The organism is Flavobacterium piscis (genome assembly GCF_031457575.1).
Taxonomy (GTDB): Bacteria; Bacteroidota; Bacteroidia; order Flavobacteriales; family Flavobacteriaceae; genus Flavobacterium; species Flavobacterium piscis_A.
This window is the reverse complement of the sequence record NZ_JAVDWQ010000001.1, coordinates 376,193-393,678: the sequence shown is the minus strand read 5'-3', so window position 1 is coordinate 393,678 and position 17,486 is coordinate 376,193. Positions and strand designations below refer to the sequence as shown.

General features: G+C 32.5%; 18 protein-coding genes. 3 read left to right on the top strand and 15 right to left on the bottom strand.

The window, feature by feature from the left end:
- Positions 1-16 precede the first annotated feature (16 nt).
- The 11 genes from J2W48_RS01650 to J2W48_RS01600 form a co-directional block, all read right to left on the bottom strand.
- A complete protein-coding gene (locus J2W48_RS01650; RefSeq protein ID WP_310277089.1) occupies positions 17-1,117 on the bottom strand; it encodes a DUF3871 family protein in 1,101 nt (366 codons plus the stop codon).
- A complete protein-coding gene (locus J2W48_RS01645; RefSeq protein ID WP_310277086.1) occupies positions 1,098-1,910 on the bottom strand; it encodes an AAA family ATPase in 813 nt (270 codons plus the stop codon). The genes J2W48_RS01650 and J2W48_RS01645 overlap by 20 nt, the downstream gene beginning before the upstream one ends.
- Positions 1,911-2,196: 286 nt before the next feature.
- Positions 2,197-2,976: a hypothetical protein gene (locus J2W48_RS01640; RefSeq protein ID WP_310277083.1), complete on the bottom strand. Its 780-nt coding sequence runs from the start codon at positions 2,974-2,976 to the stop codon at positions 2,197-2,199.
- A gap of 143 nt (positions 2,977-3,119) precedes the next feature.
- Positions 3,120-3,404: a helix-turn-helix domain-containing protein gene (locus J2W48_RS01635; protein ID WP_310277080.1), complete on the bottom strand. Its 285-nt coding sequence runs from the start codon at positions 3,402-3,404 to the stop codon at positions 3,120-3,122.
- An 87-nt stretch (positions 3,405-3,491) separates the two neighbouring features.
- Positions 3,492-4,211 carry a hypothetical protein gene (locus J2W48_RS01630; RefSeq protein ID WP_310277077.1) on the bottom strand — a complete coding sequence of 240 codons (720 nt, stop codon included), beginning with the start codon at positions 4,209-4,211 and terminating at the stop codon, positions 3,492-3,494.
- A 2-nt stretch (positions 4,212-4,213) separates the two neighbouring features.
- On the bottom strand, positions 4,214-5,461 hold the full coding sequence (locus J2W48_RS01625; protein WP_310277074.1) for a tyrosine-type recombinase/integrase: 1,248 nt from the start codon (positions 5,459-5,461) through the stop codon (positions 4,214-4,216).
- A 707-nt stretch (positions 5,462-6,168) separates the two neighbouring features.
- Positions 6,169-7,401 carry a sensor histidine kinase gene (locus J2W48_RS01620; RefSeq protein ID WP_310277072.1) on the bottom strand — a complete coding sequence of 411 codons (1,233 nt, stop codon included), beginning with the start codon at positions 7,399-7,401 and terminating at the stop codon, positions 6,169-6,171.
- A 432-nt stretch (positions 7,402-7,833) separates the two neighbouring features.
- Complete coding sequence (locus J2W48_RS01615; protein WP_310277069.1) at positions 7,834-8,241, bottom strand: hypothetical protein; 408 nt, start codon at positions 8,239-8,241, stop codon at positions 7,834-7,836.
- Positions 8,242-8,308: 67 nt separating this feature from the next.
- Complete coding sequence (locus J2W48_RS01610; protein WP_310277066.1) at positions 8,309-9,082, bottom strand: helix-turn-helix domain-containing protein; 774 nt, start codon at positions 9,080-9,082, stop codon at positions 8,309-8,311.
- 98 nt (positions 9,083-9,180) lie between these two features.
- Positions 9,181-9,963: a DUF3050 domain-containing protein gene (locus tag J2W48_RS01605; protein WP_310277063.1), complete on the bottom strand. Its 783-nt coding sequence runs from the start codon at positions 9,961-9,963 to the stop codon at positions 9,181-9,183.
- Positions 9,964-10,052: 89 nt separating this feature from the next.
- Positions 10,053-11,231, bottom strand: coding sequence for an acyl-CoA dehydrogenase family protein (locus J2W48_RS01600; protein WP_310277058.1), 1,179 nt, complete (start codon positions 11,229-11,231; stop codon positions 10,053-10,055).
- Positions 11,232-11,453: 222 nt separating this feature from the next.
- Between J2W48_RS01600 and J2W48_RS01595 the strand changes: the two genes are divergently transcribed.
- Positions 11,454-13,094, top strand: coding sequence for a S41 family peptidase (locus J2W48_RS01595; RefSeq protein WP_310277055.1), 1,641 nt, complete (start codon positions 11,454-11,456; stop codon positions 13,092-13,094).
- A gap of 42 nt (positions 13,095-13,136) precedes the next feature.
- On the opposite strand, the gene J2W48_RS01590 is transcribed toward J2W48_RS01595, so the two are convergent.
- The 3 genes from J2W48_RS01590 to J2W48_RS01580 all read right to left on the bottom strand — a co-directional run bounded on the left by J2W48_RS01590 (position 13,137) and on the right by J2W48_RS01580 (position 15,036).
- A complete protein-coding gene (locus J2W48_RS01590) occupies positions 13,137-13,850 on the bottom strand; it encodes a tRNA1(Val) (adenine(37)-N6)-methyltransferase (protein ID WP_310277052.1) in 714 nt (237 codons plus the stop codon).
- A 73-nt stretch (positions 13,851-13,923) separates the two neighbouring features.
- A complete protein-coding gene (gene rimM / locus J2W48_RS01585; protein ID WP_310277040.1) occupies positions 13,924-14,448 on the bottom strand; it encodes a ribosome maturation factor RimM in 525 nt (174 codons plus the stop codon).
- 15 nt (positions 14,449-14,463) lie between these two features.
- Positions 14,464-15,036, bottom strand: a complete 573-nt coding sequence (locus tag J2W48_RS01580; protein WP_310277037.1) for a 30S ribosomal protein S16 — start codon at positions 15,034-15,036, stop codon at positions 14,464-14,466.
- A gap of 194 nt (positions 15,037-15,230) precedes the next feature.
- On the opposite strand from J2W48_RS01580, the gene J2W48_RS01575 reads away from it, so the two are divergent.
- Positions 15,231-15,713, top strand: a complete 483-nt coding sequence (locus J2W48_RS01575) for a DUF6252 domain-containing protein (protein WP_310277031.1) — start codon at positions 15,231-15,233, stop codon at positions 15,711-15,713.
- Positions 15,714-15,853: 140 nt separating this feature from the next.
- Positions 15,854-16,213: an RNA recognition motif domain-containing protein gene (locus J2W48_RS01570; protein WP_007809704.1), complete on the top strand. Its 360-nt coding sequence runs from the start codon at positions 15,854-15,856 to the stop codon at positions 16,211-16,213.
- 135 nt (positions 16,214-16,348) lie between these two features.
- On the opposite strand, the gene leuB is transcribed toward J2W48_RS01570, so the two are convergent.
- Complete coding sequence (leuB, locus tag J2W48_RS01565) at positions 16,349-17,410, bottom strand: 3-isopropylmalate dehydrogenase (RefSeq protein WP_310277027.1); 1,062 nt, start codon at positions 17,408-17,410, stop codon at positions 16,349-16,351.
- Between the last annotated feature and the right edge of the window lie 76 nt (positions 17,411-17,486).

Genomic DNA, 17,486 nt, shown 5'->3' with positions numbered 1-17,486 from the left:
AGGAGTTGGGTTCATCTCAACTCAAAAACCAGCGGTAAGAATCATCACCATTGATTGCTTTTGAGATGCCTTCCGAAAATTGAAAGGCATTAACTCCTCTATCAAGGAATGTATCCAGATAGGAAGCTTTGTTACTTCCTGTAAGTAAATTGTAAAACTCCCACATACTTATATCGCCATCAGAATTTCTACAAAAACTTTCGTCTTGATAGTAATCTTTAGCTACTGTAGATAAATGACCATCATTAAGAAGTAGTTCTGGTAAAAACGATTTTTCTTTTTTAGGCAAATAATTATACAATCTTCCTTTACCTATAATTTGAGCAAAATCTCTTTCAGTCAAAGTATAGTCCAACAAGTTTTTCAATTCATTCAAGTGCTGATTAGCATTGTAACTTTGAATTATTTGCATCATCTTTTCTTCTAAGTCCAAATAGCTCATCACCCTCATTTCACTTTGAAAGCCATCTGTAGAAATACAAAGGTTACAGCAGACCATATTCTGAAAGCCGATGAAAAATTTAAATTTCTCATAAGTTTTCTTGTTATAAAGATTTTCTAAATTATAGCTTCTTACTCCGCCAATTGTTAATGCCAACTTATGACCATTGATGTTTTCAGTAATACTCGGAATCCTAATAACAAACCCCATTCTTTCATAATACTGTGTCTTTTCATGATCTTGTAAATCATTTACATTCTTATGAATCGCTTCTGGAACTCTGCCTTTAATCTGATGACTAACTCTAATTTCCGGTTCATCAAAAGTTTCATTAGGAAACATCTTGTGAATTGCCTTAAATGCAGTTTCAATAAAGTCAGTGTGTGAAATTGTGATTTCATTATCCTTTGTAAATACAGGAATAACGCATTTTTCTTTTAAATATGACAAGCTAACATCTTCACTATTAGCTGTAATAAAGGGAGTGATGTTTTTAGGGGTTTCAGATATTCTCGCTAAACCAGCAGAAGGAGGATTTGGCGTTAATTCAGTATTTAGAATTTCTCGTGCTTGGTTTGTTAAACCATTTGCAGAATACAATCTATTGGGATTAATAGTAACTATATCTTCCCTTGCTGGTACTGCGAGATTTTGGTTAATTGTTTGTAGTTCCATTTCCGTTTTTATTTACATTAGAAGTTAATTCATTCAGTAGTTTTTGTTTGTTGACAAAATCTTGCTCAATAGTCTTAGCTAAGTCAAAATTCTTATTATACAATTCCGTAAGCTCTTTAATGTTGTTGCATTCAGTAACTTTAATCTGAAGTTCTCCTTTTGTCATTGTGCTATTGCACCAATCAAGAATCTTTTTACCTGTAGAAGAGTTTATTATAAACTGCGGTTTCCCTTCAAACAGGTTTGTTCTATCTTTTGATGCAGTTGCAAAATGTTTATAATCAATATCAAAAACAATCGTAAATTCATAGCTTATCTCATCGCGTTGTATAGCTTTTAAGCCTACCTTTTCAGGAACCATTTTACCGTTTTTTTCACTCAATACATAGTCTTGTTTAACCCTCATAGTACAAATGATATGAACATCACTTTGGAGTATTTTATCGACAAATGCTTTTTGTCTTGGAGTAATCTTATTCCAATTAGTGAAGCTATTCCCGGTAAGTGAACCATGATAATCAAGTAGAAAGTCCCAGCAATGGCTTATGCTGTCTACGATTATCACTTCCATTCCTGATTTAATGCACACATCTATTGCCTCAATATATCGTTCAGGTGAATGTGGTGTTTCTAAGTTCAGAACATTATAACTTCCCAAATGAGCATAAAGATTGCTTGAACCTGCCTCAGTATCTATTACAGCAACCTTGCTAAAATCTCCTTTGGTTAGCCCTTGTGCTATAAGTAAAGCACTCATAGATTTTCCACTTCCTGACGGAGCTTGTAAAGCCATTTTAATTTTAGCCTTACTTCTTTGACTTTTCTTTAATTCCATAATTAAGTTGTTTTAAATTATTAGTAAATTTTTTTGAGCATAAAAAAAGCTAACCTCTTTTTTGAGATTAGCTTGAGAAGAAGTTTTTTGATTTCCATTAGCGGAATTCCTCCAATAAAAGATAACAGTTTTATTATTATAGTCTTTTCATAATATGTTTGTTTATTTTTAATTATCCAATTAAGTAATATTCTTATTGAAGGATTCCCGTCAATGGATTTTATTTGGTATTACTCCTGCGTTTTCACCATGTGCTTCTCACTATCTCATCTACTCCGGTATTAATTTTTCTGCTTAATACAGGTCTTAAATATTCCTCCATTTCATTTGTGATTTGTGGTAAATATTTATTGTTATAAATGTTAGGAAGAAGCTCTATAATCCTATAAGCATCAATATTATAATATGTAATTTGAGATGCTCTTCCATTTATGAAGCTTTTCTTTATTTCTGTCGTAGCTATTCCTAGATTGTGAAATTTCTTTGATATTGTTATAAGTCTATCTTTTTTAATTCCTAATTCTTTTTGCACAGTTGGATAAGAAATATAAAAGGATTTAAAACCATAACTATGAAACTTAATTAATAAAGTTTCAAAAAAAATTCGTTCATCACAACTAAAAAAAGTACTGTTATATCTTTGAAAAGTTAGGAGTCTTAATCCAAACATAGTATCATAATCCAGCACCATAAAATCCATAATATTTTCTGAGTTCGCTACAAATTTCTTGGAATCCATTACTATTTTGGAACCTGCATTGGTAAGTGGTGTAAATGAATTTCCCATAAAACCATCTCTATTAATAGGTAATAATATATGTTTCATTGTTTCTTCATCTTCAAAATTTTCATCATGAGTTAATGATAAATCATATAACTTCACTTCTACAATTCTATCATCATTGTCGTCCTCGTAGTCATACAACTCTTCATCATCTCTTTCATTTTCTTCTTCGGTATGAGTATTATCTCTTTCAATACATGTTTCTGGGTCAATCCATCCGTACCCTAATTTTTCTAACATAATGCTTAATTTAATTGTTTATAAATAAAAACTTAATAATCATTCAGATTAACCTGAATACAAATTAATCTGAATGATTTCATACTTTTAATGTGAAGTATGAAAAAAACAAAAACTTAAATGTTGTTGATTTGAAAAAATTTCTAATTCTTTAACAAAATCAAACACTCCAAAATTTCACTTCTTTTGTAGTACCTTCTGTTAGCAATTCCATAGGCTTTGATTTTGCCTTTTTTAGTCCATGCCCATAAGGTGGAGCTGTCAATTTTGAGAAGTTTATAAGTTTCTTCTCTTGTTAGTAGTTCTTCTTCATTGTTTTGTGGAGAACTCTTTTTGAAATTGTCAAACTGTTCTTTAACAGTTGACTTAAGCAATTCTTCGAATTGCAGTACATCAATGTTGTGTACTATAATAGAATTAGTATTCATATCTTTTTACTTTAAGTATTTTAAGCAAAATTCTATGAATCGATATTTTTTGAACTCAACAAGTTTGTTGAGTTTACTCAACGGAGTCTAAATTTTATTTACCGTCTGGGTTTTTAAATTTTTATAGATGTTTGATCTGCTTATTTGATCTACTTTTTCCAAACTTTTTAATGGATGCTCAATAAAAATATTAAAGGGTGGTTTGTTAATTTCTTTTTTAAACATTTCTGGTCGCACATATTCATTAATGTAGCCGTCTTTATACATCCTTCTGTAAATAAAGCTCATTTCGGCAAGAATATGCGGAGTGTTTTCGGTTTCTTTTACATAATGATTAAAAAGTTCTTCAGCTTCATTACTAGTGAAAATGTCAATTGCTTTTTTCTTTGGTGTTATTTTCTCTGTACTTATCTTAGATGTTAAAAACTGTATTTTTTTATCTGTTTGTTCTTTTACTTTTTGCGAAATTGAGTCATCAATAAACATGGTATACTCACTGTTTAAAAGAAAGTGAAGAAATCGTAACTCATCTTTTGCAAAATCTTCTTCATTTTTACCTGTATCATCATTAACATCTAAATACTTATTTAATCTATCAATATAGGTATTACTATAGGTTCGAAAACTGCAAAAATTCCAATGTAAGTTCTCCGACTTACTAAGAGAGTATAGTGAAATTGACTTCGATTTAACTAATTCAATAATAAGGTCTAATTGTTCCGCTTGAGGGCTTTCAGTGTATAGTAACACATCATAATAATGATCTATTAATTTGAAATATTCCTCTTTTAAAATGTTGTTTTTCATTTCTAAAAATAATCCGCAAGTTGTTTTGCTTTTTGTGTGTCAGTCTTTCCTATGTAGTTTAGGAACATTACTTCTGTGGAATGTCCTGTTGCTGAAATTAAAAGGGAAGTTGGTATAATTCCGTAAAAGTTAGTAGCAAATGATCTTCTTCCAATGTGAGATGTTACAAGTTCATATTTCTTATACATTTTTATTTCTTTCCTGAAAATCTTACTTTTAGGTGCGGTTTCTGTTTGCTTACCACCATGTACTAATTGGTTGATTTTGGCTTTTTCGCAGACTGTTTTTATGAACTCATTATATCTTTGGTCTGAAATGGAATAGGGGAATTTGCCTCCTCTTTTTGCAAGTATATCTAATACTTTTTTGTGTAGAGGAACGGTCATTATTTTACCTGTTTTCTTTTGAGTAAATTCTATTAAGCTTTTACCATTTTCAATGCGAATTTGATTTTCATTAAATTTCATAAAATCTGAAACTCTTTGTCCTGTGTAACAGCTTATAATTAACCAATCTCGTGCATTTTGCAGGCTAGCTGATAGTTCTTCATTTATATTTTCGATACTATGTAATTCGTCAAAATTTAAGTATAATTTTTCAACTTTCGCTTTGTCTAACCTTAGGCTATCTAATTGAGGGCTTGTCTCAAGTCCTAAAAATCTTGCATGTCTGCACACTGTTTTTACAAACGTTAATTCTCTTTGGATTGTATTTTGTGCGTAATTATGTGATTTATAGAAATTGACGAACTCTTTTTTGAAACTGTCGTCTACGTCTTTAATTAAGATAGGTTTTCTTCTTAATGTTTCAAGCTCTTCTAATTTGTGTTTAATTACTTTGAATTTTTGTATAGAAGTTTGTTTCATCTCATGCTCTCTATAATTAATATAGAAATCAATATATTGTATCAGCTCGATAGGCAAACCATCTCCTTTTTTTGGTGGATTGTAATAGTTGTTTAAAAGGTTTTCAAGCCAACTTTTATTTACTGAATCAGTTTTTGTTTTATCAAAATGTTGAAGAATGTAATTCTCTATTTTGTTGAGTTCATTATTTGTTTTAACCTGTTGTGTTTTCAGTTCAGCATCTTTAGTATTCTTATTGTGAAGCTTATTCCAATACTCATTTGTTACAATAAGTTTTGTTTTTGATCCAATAACAAAGTCCATGTTGTTATGTCTAAATAATAATCGGATTGTTAAGGCGCTTTTGTCTTTTGTGGAACGATATAAAAAGTTGACTGTTGCCATAATGTGGGTAATTGTGCAATACAAATATATAGAATCTGTATGGTATTTGTACGGTGAAGGACAAATTGGAACAAGTTAGGTCAAACTAAATAAATATAAAAAATCTTTGTAAAGCTTGATTTATATAGGATTTTTTAATTTTTGACATCTACTCTTTTATTTTGCTGAATCGTATTTTTGTAGTGATACCAGTCCCTTCCTCTCTGCTAAAATAAGCATTAGTTTTGCTAAAGCTATCTTAAATTGTTAAAAACCTGAAAGTTATAAACTTACAGGTTTTTCTTTTTTATACCTGTACCTATATTGTTTTCAAAAATGCTCCTAGCCACCTTCTGTCTTTGTTATTAATAGTGAAAGCAAAGCTATGGCTGAATCTTGTGTATTGTTTAAATGTGGGTGCCCTTGCCGTTATTAGGCATTCAGGGTTTTAAGGCTAATGCTGGTATTAAAGAAGGGCCTTTATATTCCAGAAGTAAAAATAGATTTGACAGATACCGAACCTTTCGTGATCGTAAATCATTTATGGGGGCCAAGTTATATATCACTTGAACCTGCTATGTCTTACTGGTGACTTATCCCTGAGCGAGTCTGTGAAACTTTCAAAAAAATATAAAACCTTTTTATGGTGGTACTACATTGCGTATATTTGGTCGTGATCGCTTCTCTGAAGAAAATGATATTGAATAATAAAAAGAATTTCTTGTTTTTTAATTATTCTCTACCGGAATATAGATATCAAATTTTGCTCCCTGGTTCTCTTTACCTGAAGCCGTAATAATTCCATTGTGATTTTCTAGATTTTTTTTTACAATCGCAAGACCAATTCCCGTTCCTTTATAATCTGTTCTGCTGTGAAGCTGCTGAAAAATTTCAAAAATCCGATTTTCAAACTGAGGATCGAATCCAATACCGTTGTCGCTAATGATAATATGACAATAATCATTTGTTGAAGAAAGAGTATTAGTATCGGGCTTCGTATAATGGCTTTGTATAGTGATATGAGGTGTTTTTTCTGGTCTGGAAAATTTAAGTGAATTACTGATCAGATTGCATATTAGCTGGTGAAATTGAGACGGAATTACATGTGCTTTACAAAGTCCGGATACTTCAATAACTGCATTTTTTAGTTTAATATCATCTTCTAAATCTTCCAATACTTTAATAATGATGCTATTAAGATTTGTATTTTCAAATTTTCTTTCGGCTACATTTGTCCGCGAATAGGTTAATAAATCATTTATCAGGGTTTGCATATGAGAGGCCGAAACGCCAATTCGTTCGAAATAATATTGCCCTTTTTCGGATAAATTTTGATGTTCATCTGTGAGAATTCGATCTGAAAAAAAGTGAATTTTTCGAAGAGGTTCTTGCAGATGATGATTTGATATATATGTAAAAGCTTCCAATTCTTTATAAGCAAGAACTAATTCATTTGCCCGTTTTTCTTTTTCATTATTTTGAAAAATCAGTTCGTTATTGGCAATAAGAAGTTCTGCTGCCCGTTTTTCTTTTTCCTTATTCTGAAATTCAAGTTCTTTATTGGCGATAACCAATTCTGCAGCTCGTTTTTCTTTTTCTTGGTTCTGAAAAGCAAGTTCAGTATTAGCGATGATTAATTCGGCTTCGCGTTTTTCTTTTTCCTTATTCTGAAAAGCAAGTTCAGTATTAGCGATAACCAATTCTGCAGCTCGTTTTTCTTTCTCTTGGTTCTGAAAATCAAGTTCAGTATTAGCAATAACTAATTCGGCTTCGCGTTTTTCTTTTTCCTTATTCTGTAAAGCAATTTCAGTATTAGCAACTACCAGTTCGGCAGTACGTTTTTCGTTGTCCTGAATTTGTAAAGTTAGGTTTTTGTTTACAAGAATTAATTCTGCAGTATGATTTGTTTCCTCTTCTGAAACCTTACTTAATGTACATGAAATAACTTTTTCTGGTTCCATAATTTTCCGACAATTGGCAAATATAGTCTATCTGGATTTAATGCTTTGTTTTAAAAGAAATATCTGAATTTATTCTGGTAATTAAAGGCATAAATGGTAAAAAGTAATTTTTATACTAGGTTTTTTTACTGCAATTAAATTATAATTTTATACAAGTAGCCTCCTAATCCTGTAAAACTAATTTGAAATAAGTTATTCCCATAAGGCGTATAGGCATAATCCGGAATTGAAAGTACCACTACATTTTTTTTTCTCCTTTGGCTAATGCGACTACTTTGTTTATCAATGAAGTTTTGGAATTATTCCAAACAAATAGTTACGTTAAAAAGGAGTTTTGGTTTTTACACCATATATCTCTCATCAGAGTTTTAATGTGTTTTTGGATTTGAGCCGTGAAGAACTTACCATGACAAAATTACGGATGTTTTTCAATTACGGCCTTTCGACTTGTTTGTAGATATTTCTTTCTAAAGTAATGTTTAATCTGGTAAACATAGCGGTAATGTCAAACCCTTCTTTTATATATTGAGTATTTACGGTTTCTTTTGCCTTTTTTAAAAGGGCTTCATTTTCCCAAACGGCAATTGTAATATAAATTAAGTTTCCCTGGTCATCAGTACGTTCGTAGGCGTCATCTTTTAAAAAACCGTTTAAGTGTTTGATGAAATTTCTGTTGATGCTAACTCTTTCTAAGAATTCTTGTTTTGATTTTTCGGGAACAATAAATTTATCGATAAAAACTTGTTTCATAGTTTCTGATTTTTTGGTTTCTGTTTGTGAGTATGTTTCATAGCTAAACAATGCTAAACAGACGATTCCGCTTAAAAGATTTGCCTTCATAATTCTTGTTTTTTGTTGATGTAAAATTCAGAATTACAGAAACGAAATCATTGTAAAAAATCATTGATTACCAAAAGGATGGGGATTTGAAAAATTCGGACGGAGTTTGTCCTGTAAACAATTTGAAGTCTTTATTAAAATGAGGCTGGTCAAAATATCCGGCATCAAACGCAAGATCGATGAGGTTTTGGTTTTGCTCTTTTTGATCGATAATCGATTTTATTCTAACGAGACAGCAAAACTGCTTTGGTGATGATCCAATTGTTTTTCTGAATCTTTTCTCGAAAGCATCCTGACTTATAAAAAGGTTGCTGGCAAGTTCTTTTATTTTGATGAGGCCTTTTTTAGAATGGATTATGGCAATAGCAGCCGAGATTAATTTATCGGGTTTATAATCGTATAATCTCGATAAAAGAAATTGTTCTACAATGGCAATTTTTTGACTATTGGTTTTTGATTCTGCCAAAAGCTCTTCTATAATGGCAATTTTATATTGTGGAATAAAATTATCCAGCGAAACACTCTCTTCAAATAATTCGTAAAGAGGTTCTTTAAAAAAGGCTTTAGCTCCGGCTTCTTTAAATAGAACAACGATAGTTGCCGTATCTGTCGAATAATTAATTAAACGCACTGATTTACGAATACCTGAAATTGCAAAAACAGGTAATTTTTCGTGATGATTGCCTTGAATATAATTTACATCACCCTTACAACGAAAGGCAATCGCAATAGAAGTATTAGGCAAAACACGATTTATCACTGCGTCTTTGCTTTCTATAATCCTGTAAGTCTTTACGAAAGGTTTTAGCTGTTCGGTCGGGTTGAAATCTACAATATTCATTTGTATGTAGTTTACAATCAGGTGATATCAAAGATATGAAAAACTAACTTAAAGTAAAAAAACTCTAATAGATGTTATTGCAGAGTTGGTTTTTGGTTTTACACCATTTCTGTTTTCATCAGAATTTCTTCTTCAATTGCATCCCAAAGGGCAATACGTTTTTCCAGGGCCAGAATTGAAATTTCTTCAACATCCGACCATTTTTGTGCATCGCCTTCACATAATTCTGTAATCATTTGCATTGCCATAGGACCGTGTTCGTCAGCATCCAATTCAATATGTCTTTCAAAATAATAAAGCAATTTACTTAAATTGGTTTCAGGCAGGTTCTTTTGAAAGTTTGTAAGGATTTCGGTAAACATGGCTGGAATTAAATCTTCTCTTCCAAATGTAAATGCAGCAGCAATTTCGTGCGGTTTTCCTTCTTCGATAACTCTGAAAGTAAAGTCTAAAAAAGCTTTGATATTAGGATGTAATGAACTTTGTTTGATAGCGACAAAAATGTTGTGAAGCGAATTCACTTCGGATAAAAATTTATTGATGTAACTAATATCGGCACCACAATCTTCCATCGCTTCAAGGTACATTTCGTAATGGCTTTGTCTTCTTCCGTCAATAGTTAAATCTGTTTCTTCAGCTAAAACAATTTCGTTTATCAAATATCGCGTTTCAGGATTTTTGGTAGCAAACCAAGGTGTTGTGGTACAGGTTAATTTCGCTTGTAAAGCTTTTAGTAAAGACATAAAGTCCCAAACAGCAAAAACATGAATTTCTAAAAAGCTCTGTAAATCATCAATACTTTGGATCTTGTTATACAAGGAATGGCTTAAAAGCTTGTTTTTTTGAGGTTGAATGCTATTGTTGATAGTTTCAATATTCATAATGTGGTATTTTTTTGTAAATATAAAAAAGCTTCCCGGTTAGAAGAAGCTTTTAGTATTGATTTTCAATATATTTTAATAGAATGTTTTTATTTGAATGCTGAAATACCGGTTACATCCATACCGGTTATCAATAAATGAATGTCGTGTGTGCCTTCATATGTAATAACGCTTTCCAGGTTCATCATGTGGCGCATAATCGAATATTCACCGGTAATTCCCATTCCGCCTAACATTTGTCTGGCTTCACGGGCAATATGAATGGCCATGTCTACATTGTTTCTTTTTGCCATAGAAATCTGGGAGGTTGTAGCTTTTCCTTCATTTCGCAAAACGCCTAAACGCCAGGTTAGCAATTGTGCCTTTGTGATTTCGGTAATCATTTCTGCTAATTTTTTCTGCTGCAGCTGAGTTCCTCCAATTGGTTTTCCAAACTGGATTCTTTCTTTTGCATATCGCAAAGCCGTATCGTAACAGTCCATAGCAGCACCAATGGCTCCCCAGGCAATTCCGTATCGGGCGGAATCGAGACAACCAAGCGGCGCTCCCAATCCGGATTTATTGGGTAATAAATTTTCTTTAGGAACCTTTACATTATCAAAAATCAATTCACCGGTAGATGACGCACGAAGGGACCATTTATTATGAGTTTCAGGAGTTGTAAAACCTTTCATTCCGCGTTCTATAATTAGTCCATGAATTCTTCCTTCTTCATTTTTTGCCCAAACCACTGCAATATCGGCAAACGGTGCGTTAGAAATCCACATTTTGGCACCATTTAAAAGATAATGATCGCCCATATCTTTAAAATTGGTAATCATACTTCCTGGATCTGATCCGTGATCGGGTTCTGTTAAACCAAAACAGCCTATGAATTCTCCTGTAGCCAGTTTTGGTAAATATTTCATTCGTTGTTCTTCGTTTCCGTATTTCCAAATAGGATACATTACCAGAGAAGATTGAACTGATGAGGTGGAACGAACACCGGAATCACCTCTTTCAATTTCCTGCATAATTAATCCATACGAAATTTGATCTAATCCCGCACCTCCATATTCTACAGGAATATAGGGGCCAAAACCGCCAATTTCTCCGAGCCCTTTTATAATTTGCTTTGGAAATTCTGCCTTTTGGGCATATTCTTCAATAATAGGAGAAACTTCTCTTTTAACCCATGCACGAGCCGACTCGCGAACTAACTTGTGTTCTTCGGTCAATAAATCGTCAAGGTTATAATAATCGGGAGCTTGAAATAGGTCTGGTTTCATTTTTAGTAGTTTTACAAAACAAATTTACGCAATAAAAATATAACAAAACAAAACATAATTGTTATATTATTTAATAAGGTTGCCTATTGCTTCCAACTTACAGAATTCATATCAAGACAACGATATTTAATTAAGATAAAAAACCAATTCAGTCATGTAAGGAGTTGTTTGTTAATTTTTTTATTACATTTAACTTCCAATAACTAAAAATTATCAACTGTAATGAAAAAAACTTTATTAATTATTTTTGTTTTATTATTTCAATACTCATATTCAAAACCAATAACCGAAACTCAAAAATTGGCTGCTACTGCCAAAGTTTGGGGATTCCTTAAATATTATCATCCAAATGTTGCTGACGGAAGTAAAAATTGGGACGAACAATTGTTTGAGATTTTACCAAAAGTAGAACAGGCGCAATCAGCAGAAGAATTTTCTTTAATTATTGAAAACTGGATAGCTTCTTTGGGAGAAATTAAAAAATATGAAGCTATAAAAGAAGCAGAGAAAAAGCAATATTTTGATAAAAACTTCGATTTGTCATGGTTTTCCAAAAATGAATTGTTTTCTAAATCACTTTCAAAAAAATTAAAGTTTATTGAAGAAAACCGAATTCAGGGAAAACAATTTTACTATACCTCAGATCCTTATATAAAAGTTCAGAATGAAATTAAATATCCTGATTTTAAATGGACGGATAAGAATTTGCGTCTTTTGGCTCTTTTTCGTTATTGGAATCAAATAGAATATTTTTTTCCATATAAATATAAAATGGATGAAAACTGGGATGCTGTTTTAATACAAATGCTGCCAAAATTTATAACTGCTGAATCTGAGATGGATTTTGTTTTAGCAATGCGTGAAATTTCAATAAAATTAGATGACACCCATTCTTCTACTTCATCATTTAAGTTATATGATTATTTTGGCGATAAATTTGTCTCTTTTGATGTTGCATTTATTGATAATAAAGCTGTTGTTGTCAAGTTTAAAAATGATTCGCTGTCTAAAAGTGATGATATTAGAATTGGAGATGTGATTTCAAAAGTGGATGGGAAAACGGTTGAAGATTTAATGAATGAAAAGCTGAAATATGTAGAAGGATCAAACAAACCTGCAATTTTAAAAAATATTTATTGGACCGTTTTTAATGGAAAAGCAGAATCAATGGAGATTGAATTTAGTCGTGAAAATAAGGTTTCCAACAAAACAATTAAGAGATATAAATATCAGAATTTGAAAATTCAATTTCCTGATAAAGAGAATTGGAAACTTCTAGAAAACAACATTGGATATATCGACGTTGAATCCATTAATGAAAAAGAACTTCCTGCTGTAATGGAACAATTTAAAAACACAACAGCCATTATTTATGATGCCAGACATTATCCTCAAGAACCAAATATTGAGGAGGCTCTTGCAGAATATCTATATCCGGAAAATAAAGCGTATGCCAAATTTATTGATGCAGATTTAATGTATCCAGGGAGATATATTTGGAGAGAAGATCAAAAAACCGGAAAAACAAATCCAGAATACTATAAAGGAAAAGTGATTATTTTAGAAAATGAGTTTACTCAAAGTCACGGAGAACATTTGGTAATGTGTTTACAAGCTGCACCAAATGCTACAATTGTTGGCAGTCAGACAGCTGGTGCTGATGGGGGAGTCTGCAAGTATGAAATTATAAAAGGATATAATACAATATTTACAGGTTTTGGTGTTTTTTACCCCAATAAAAAAGAAACCCAACGCATTGGCATTGTTCCAGACATTGAAGTAAAGCCAACTATTTTAGGTATTCAGCAAGGTAAAGATGAGGTGCTTGAAAGAGCGATTCTTTTTGCTAAAAACGGAAAATAATAAATCTTTGTCAAAGTTACTCAACTTTGACAAAGATGTTTTTTACATCTTCAAATAAAAATCCTTTGTTAATTCTATATATTCAGAAGTATAAATATGTCTGTCGATTTCGATAGTTAATTCATCAGTTTCAATTTTCTGAATTTGATTTCGGCTTAAAGCCAATAAACTACGTTTAACAGGAGAAGTCAAATTTCCTTTTACACGAGTGATTTTTAAAGGGTATAATTCAGATTCTTTAGCTAAAGCAATGAAGTTTTCTTCTTCTTTAAAAGGAATAATAACAGCAAATATTCCATTTTCTGAAAGTAATAAATCAGCAGCTTCAATCAATTTATCAAAAGGCATGGCATCCTGAAATCGTGCTAAATCGCGTTGTCCGTTTTCGGTTTTATAATCTTCGGAATAAAAAGGAGGGTTGGAAACAATTAAATCGTATTCGTCTTCCGGTTCATCAATAAATTCGTCTAAACCGGCATGAAAACAAAATAAACGATCTCCCCAGGGAGAATTTTCAAAATTTTCAACCGCTTGTTCATAAGCTTCTTCATCAATTTCTAAAGCATCGATTTGTTCCGCATTCGTTCTTTGGGCAAGCATCAAAGCAATAATTCCGGTTCCCGCACCCATGTCCAATACGCTAAAAGGATTATGATGTATTGGTGCCCAGGCACCTAATAAAACACCATCAGTTCCTACTTTCATAGCGGTTTTGTCTTGTTGAACAGAGAATTGCTTGAAAGTGAATTTAGACATTGCTAAAAGATTTAAAATAAAGATTTAAGAAAAGTGGGCAACTGAAAACTGTGACTGAAAGGCTGAATACTTTCTACAAATACATTTCTACCAATCCTTCAGGCAGGTTCATGATAACTTTTTTGTTTTCACGATCAATTTTTACCAGAAAATGGTCGATCATTGGAATCAACATTTCGACTTCGCCATTTAAAACTTCAAAAAGAGGTTGTGCAGTAGTGTCATTAACAGCAGCAATTTTTCCAAATACGCCTAAACGCTGGTCTTCAATTTCGAAACCAATAACTTCGTGGAAATAAAATTTGTTGCCGGAAAGTTTTGGCAACATACTTAAAGGAAGATAAATAGCGTTTCCCATAATGGCATCTGCATCTTCTTCACTATTCATGTCTTCAAAACGGATTCTTAGAAAGTCGTTTTTGTGCAATGAACTTTTTTCAATAAAAAAAGGAACCAGGTGTTTATTGCATTCAATAAACACTGATTCCAGATTTTCGTATAACTCAGGTTCGTCTGTGTCTAAATAAGCCAGGACCTCACCTTTGAAACTAAATTTTTTAGCGATTTTACCTAAATAAAAACATTCTTCTTTACGCATTATCGCTAACTAAAATTATGCCTCAGTTGTTTCGTTATTTTCTTCAGCAGCAGGAGCCTCTTCAGTAGGAGCTTCCGCTTCAACTTCAGCAACTTCTTCTTCAACTGCAGGAGTTGCAGCAGCGATAGCATCAGCTTCAGCCTGAGCTGCAGCAGCTAAACGTTTAGCATTAACTTCTTGTTCTGCTTTAAAAGATTTTGCTCTAGCATCAGCTTGCGCTTTTGTTAAACCGTCTTTTTTAGCGTCAACTTTTCCAGCTTTAGCATCTAACCAGGCAGCTAATTTAGCATCAGCTTGTTCTTGAGTTAAAGCTCCTTTACGAATACCTCCATCAAGATGGTGTTTCAATAAAGCCCCTTTGTATGAAAGGATTGCTCTTGCAGTATCTGTTGGCTGAGCACCATTGTGCAACCATTTTACAGCACTATCAATGTTTAATTCGATAGTTGCAGGGTTTGTGTTTGGATTGTAAGTACCGATTTTCTCTAAGTATTTACCATCTCTTTTTGAGCGTGCATCTGCAGCTACAACCCAGTAAAAAGGTTTTTGTTTTTTACCGTGTCTTTGTAATCTAATTTTTACTGACATAATCTTATGATTAAATTTTGAGGTACTCGACCTCTGTTAATTAAGGGCGCAAAGATATAATTTTTTTATGAATTATGCGTTCCAAATGATATTAAAAATCATCGATATGCATTTTTACCGTTTTTAACTGTTTTTCCTTCTCAATATTAATTTTTAGCTCAAATGCGGTACTTTTGATTCAAATTCATTACTTTATGAAAAAACACTTATTCTTATTAATTGCTACTTGTCTGCTTATGTCATGCACAGAAGACGTGAAATTTAATAATCCTGCATTTCAAACCTTGAAAGATAATGTTTTTTGGAGAGCTCAAAATTATAAAGCCCGTATAGAAACAAATGGAAATTTTATTATTGAAGGTTCGTTAGGTTATGAAAAAGTGACTTTTAAAATACCTTCACCGTCTCAAAAAACTTATATTCTAGGTGTTGATAATCTGGCAACTGCATCATATTCTAATACTTTCCCTGCACAATTAGCAGAATTTACAACAGGAGTAAAGAGAGGAAATGGGCAAATTATAATTACCGACTATAATATTGAAGCTCAGACTATTTCCGGAACATTTAAGTTCAATGCATTAAATGCAGATGAGGAAAATATTGAGAAACCCGGAATGAATTTTGCGGAAGGTGTTTTTTATAAAATTCCGGTTTCTCCTAACTTAGAGTATTAATGTTAAGTTTTTAATTAACAATAGTTTGATTTTATTGATTTTTATCTTTTTAAATCAAAATAAAAACATAAATAAACTAATATATAGTAGATTACAGAAAAATAAGACTACATTTGCTACATTATTATAAATAAGTACATATGAACATTTTTGTTGGAAGCCTTCCATTCAGTATTGAGGAAGCAGATTTAAGAGAGTCTTTCGAGGCTTACGGAGCAGTAGATTCAGTTAAGATCATTACTGATAAATTTACTGGAAGAAGTAAAGGATTTGGTTTTGTTGAAATGACAAACGATGATGAAGCTCAAAAAGCGATTGATGAATTGAACGGAGCTACTGTTCAAGGACGTGCAATTGTGGTTAATAAATCTGAACCGAAACCAGAAGGCGAAAGAAGAAGCTTCAACAATAACAGTCGTGGTGGAGATTCACGCGGTGGTTATGGTGGAGGAAACAGCCGTGGTGGTAATGACCGTGGTGGTAACAGAGGAGGATATTAATATTTTTTTCTAAATATATAAAAGGGATCAACGAAAGTTGATCCCTTTTTTTATGCGGTAAATTTTGTTTCAGGTTTTATTTGTTTCAAGTTTGAAGTTTTTGAATGCCCTGAAACTTGAAACAAAATTAACTAATTATAGATTCGCAACAAGCCAGTCACCAACTTCGCTGGTTTTGTAGGCTTTAGATCCTTTTGCTGCTAAATCTTCAGTAACAATTCCTTGTTCTAATGATTTGTTTACAACTGCTCTAATCGCTTCGGCTTCGTCTTTTAAACCAAAAGCATCTTCGAACATCATGGCTGCAGATAAAATAGTTGCTAACGGATTGGCAATATTTAACCCGGTTGCCTGAGGATATGATCCGTGGATTGGTTCGTATAAAGAAGTATGTTCTCCAACAGAAGCCGATGGCATCAATCCCATTGAACCTGAAATTACAGAAGCCTCATCAGTTAAGATATCTCCAAATAAGTTTTCTGTAATTAAGACATCGTAAGAGTTTGGCCATTGCACCAAACGCATAGCAACAGCATCAACAAATTCATAAGAAACGGTAACTTCAGGATAGTCTTTTTCCATTGCCTGAACTGTTTCTCTCCATAAACGAGAAGTTTCCAAAACGTTTGCTTTATCAACGCAACACAATTTTTTAGAACGTGTCATGGCTAATTCAAAGCCTTTTTTAGCTAAACGCTGTACCTCTGCTCTTGTGTAAACGCAATTGTCAAAAGCAGTTTCTCCATTATCTCTTCTTCCTTTTTCTCCAAAATAGATTCCACCTGTTAATTCTCTTAAGAAAACCAAATCGGTTCCTTCGATTCTTTCTCTTTTTAAAGGAGAGTTGTCAATTAATGAAGGGAAAGTAAAAGTTGGGCGTACGTTAGCGAACAATCCTAATTTTTTACGCATCAATAATAATCCCTGCTCAGGACGAACTGGCGCACTTGGATCATTATCGTATTTTGGATGACCAATTGCACCAAATAATACAGCATCAGCTTTCATGCAAACTTCGTGCGTTTCATCAGGATAAGGAACTCCAACTGCATCAATAGCGCAAGCTCCGGTTAGAGCTGGTGTCCAGGTTATTTCGTGATTGAATTTTTTTGCAATAGCATCAGATACTTTTACGGCTTCATTAATTACTTCTGGTCCGATTCCGTCTCCGGCTAAAAGGGCTATGTTAAATTTCATTTGTTTGATTTTATGTTAATTATTTATTTTTTAGGTTCAAAGCAACAAAGGTTCAGAGTTGCAAAGGTTAAACAAT

What these genes read in the sequence shown, in the direction of transcription:
- J2W48_RS01640 (WP_310277083.1), bottom strand. Translation starts at nt 2,976, where the DNA reads ATGTTAGAAAAATTAGGGTACGGATGGATTGACCCAGAAACATGTATT.
- leuB (WP_310277027.1), bottom strand. Translation starts at nt 17,410, where the DNA reads ATGAAATTTAACATAGCCCTTTTAGCCGGAGACGGAATCGGACCAGAA.
- J2W48_RS01595 (WP_310277055.1), top strand. Translation starts at nt 11,454, where the DNA reads ATGAAAAAAACTTTATTAATTATTTTTGTTTTATTATTTCAATACTCA.
- J2W48_RS01580 (WP_310277037.1), bottom strand. Translation starts at nt 15,036, where the DNA reads ATGTCAGTAAAAATTAGATTACAAAGACACGGTAAAAAACAAAAACCT.
- J2W48_RS01600 (WP_310277058.1), bottom strand. Translation starts at nt 11,231, where the DNA reads ATGAAACCAGACCTATTTCAAGCTCCCGATTATTATAACCTTGACGAT.
- J2W48_RS01630 (WP_310277077.1), bottom strand. Translation starts at nt 4,211, where the DNA reads ATGAAAAACAACATTTTAAAAGAGGAATATTTCAAATTAATAGATCAT.
- J2W48_RS01625 (WP_310277074.1), bottom strand. Translation starts at nt 5,461, where the DNA reads ATGGCAACAGTCAACTTTTTATATCGTTCCACAAAAGACAAAAGCGCC.
- J2W48_RS01645 (WP_310277086.1), bottom strand. Translation starts at nt 1,910, where the DNA reads ATGGCTTTACAAGCTCCGTCAGGAAGTGGAAAATCTATGAGTGCTTTA.
- J2W48_RS01575 (WP_310277031.1), top strand. Translation starts at nt 15,231, where the DNA reads ATGAAAAAACACTTATTCTTATTAATTGCTACTTGTCTGCTTATGTCA.
- J2W48_RS01620 (WP_310277072.1), bottom strand. Translation starts at nt 7,401, where the DNA reads ATGGAACCAGAAAAAGTTATTTCATGTACATTAAGTAAGGTTTCAGAA.
- rimM (WP_310277040.1), bottom strand. Translation starts at nt 14,448, where the DNA reads ATGCGTAAAGAAGAATGTTTTTATTTAGGTAAAATCGCTAAAAAATTT.
- J2W48_RS01650 (WP_310277089.1), bottom strand. Translation starts at nt 1,117, where the DNA reads ATGGAACTACAAACAATTAACCAAAATCTCGCAGTACCAGCAAGGGAA.
- J2W48_RS01615 (WP_310277069.1), bottom strand. Translation starts at nt 8,241, where the DNA reads ATGAAGGCAAATCTTTTAAGCGGAATCGTCTGTTTAGCATTGTTTAGC.
- J2W48_RS01590 (WP_310277052.1), bottom strand. Translation starts at nt 13,850, where the DNA reads ATGTCTAAATTCACTTTCAAGCAATTCTCTGTTCAACAAGACAAAACC.
- J2W48_RS01605 (WP_310277063.1), bottom strand. Translation starts at nt 9,963, where the DNA reads ATGAATATTGAAACTATCAACAATAGCATTCAACCTCAAAAAAACAAG.
- J2W48_RS01635 (WP_310277080.1), bottom strand. Translation starts at nt 3,404, where the DNA reads ATGAATACTAATTCTATTATAGTACACAACATTGATGTACTGCAATTC.
- J2W48_RS01570 (WP_007809704.1), top strand. Translation starts at nt 15,854, where the DNA reads ATGAACATTTTTGTTGGAAGCCTTCCATTCAGTATTGAGGAAGCAGAT.
- J2W48_RS01610 (WP_310277066.1), bottom strand. Translation starts at nt 9,082, where the DNA reads ATGAATATTGTAGATTTCAACCCGACCGAACAGCTAAAACCTTTCGTA.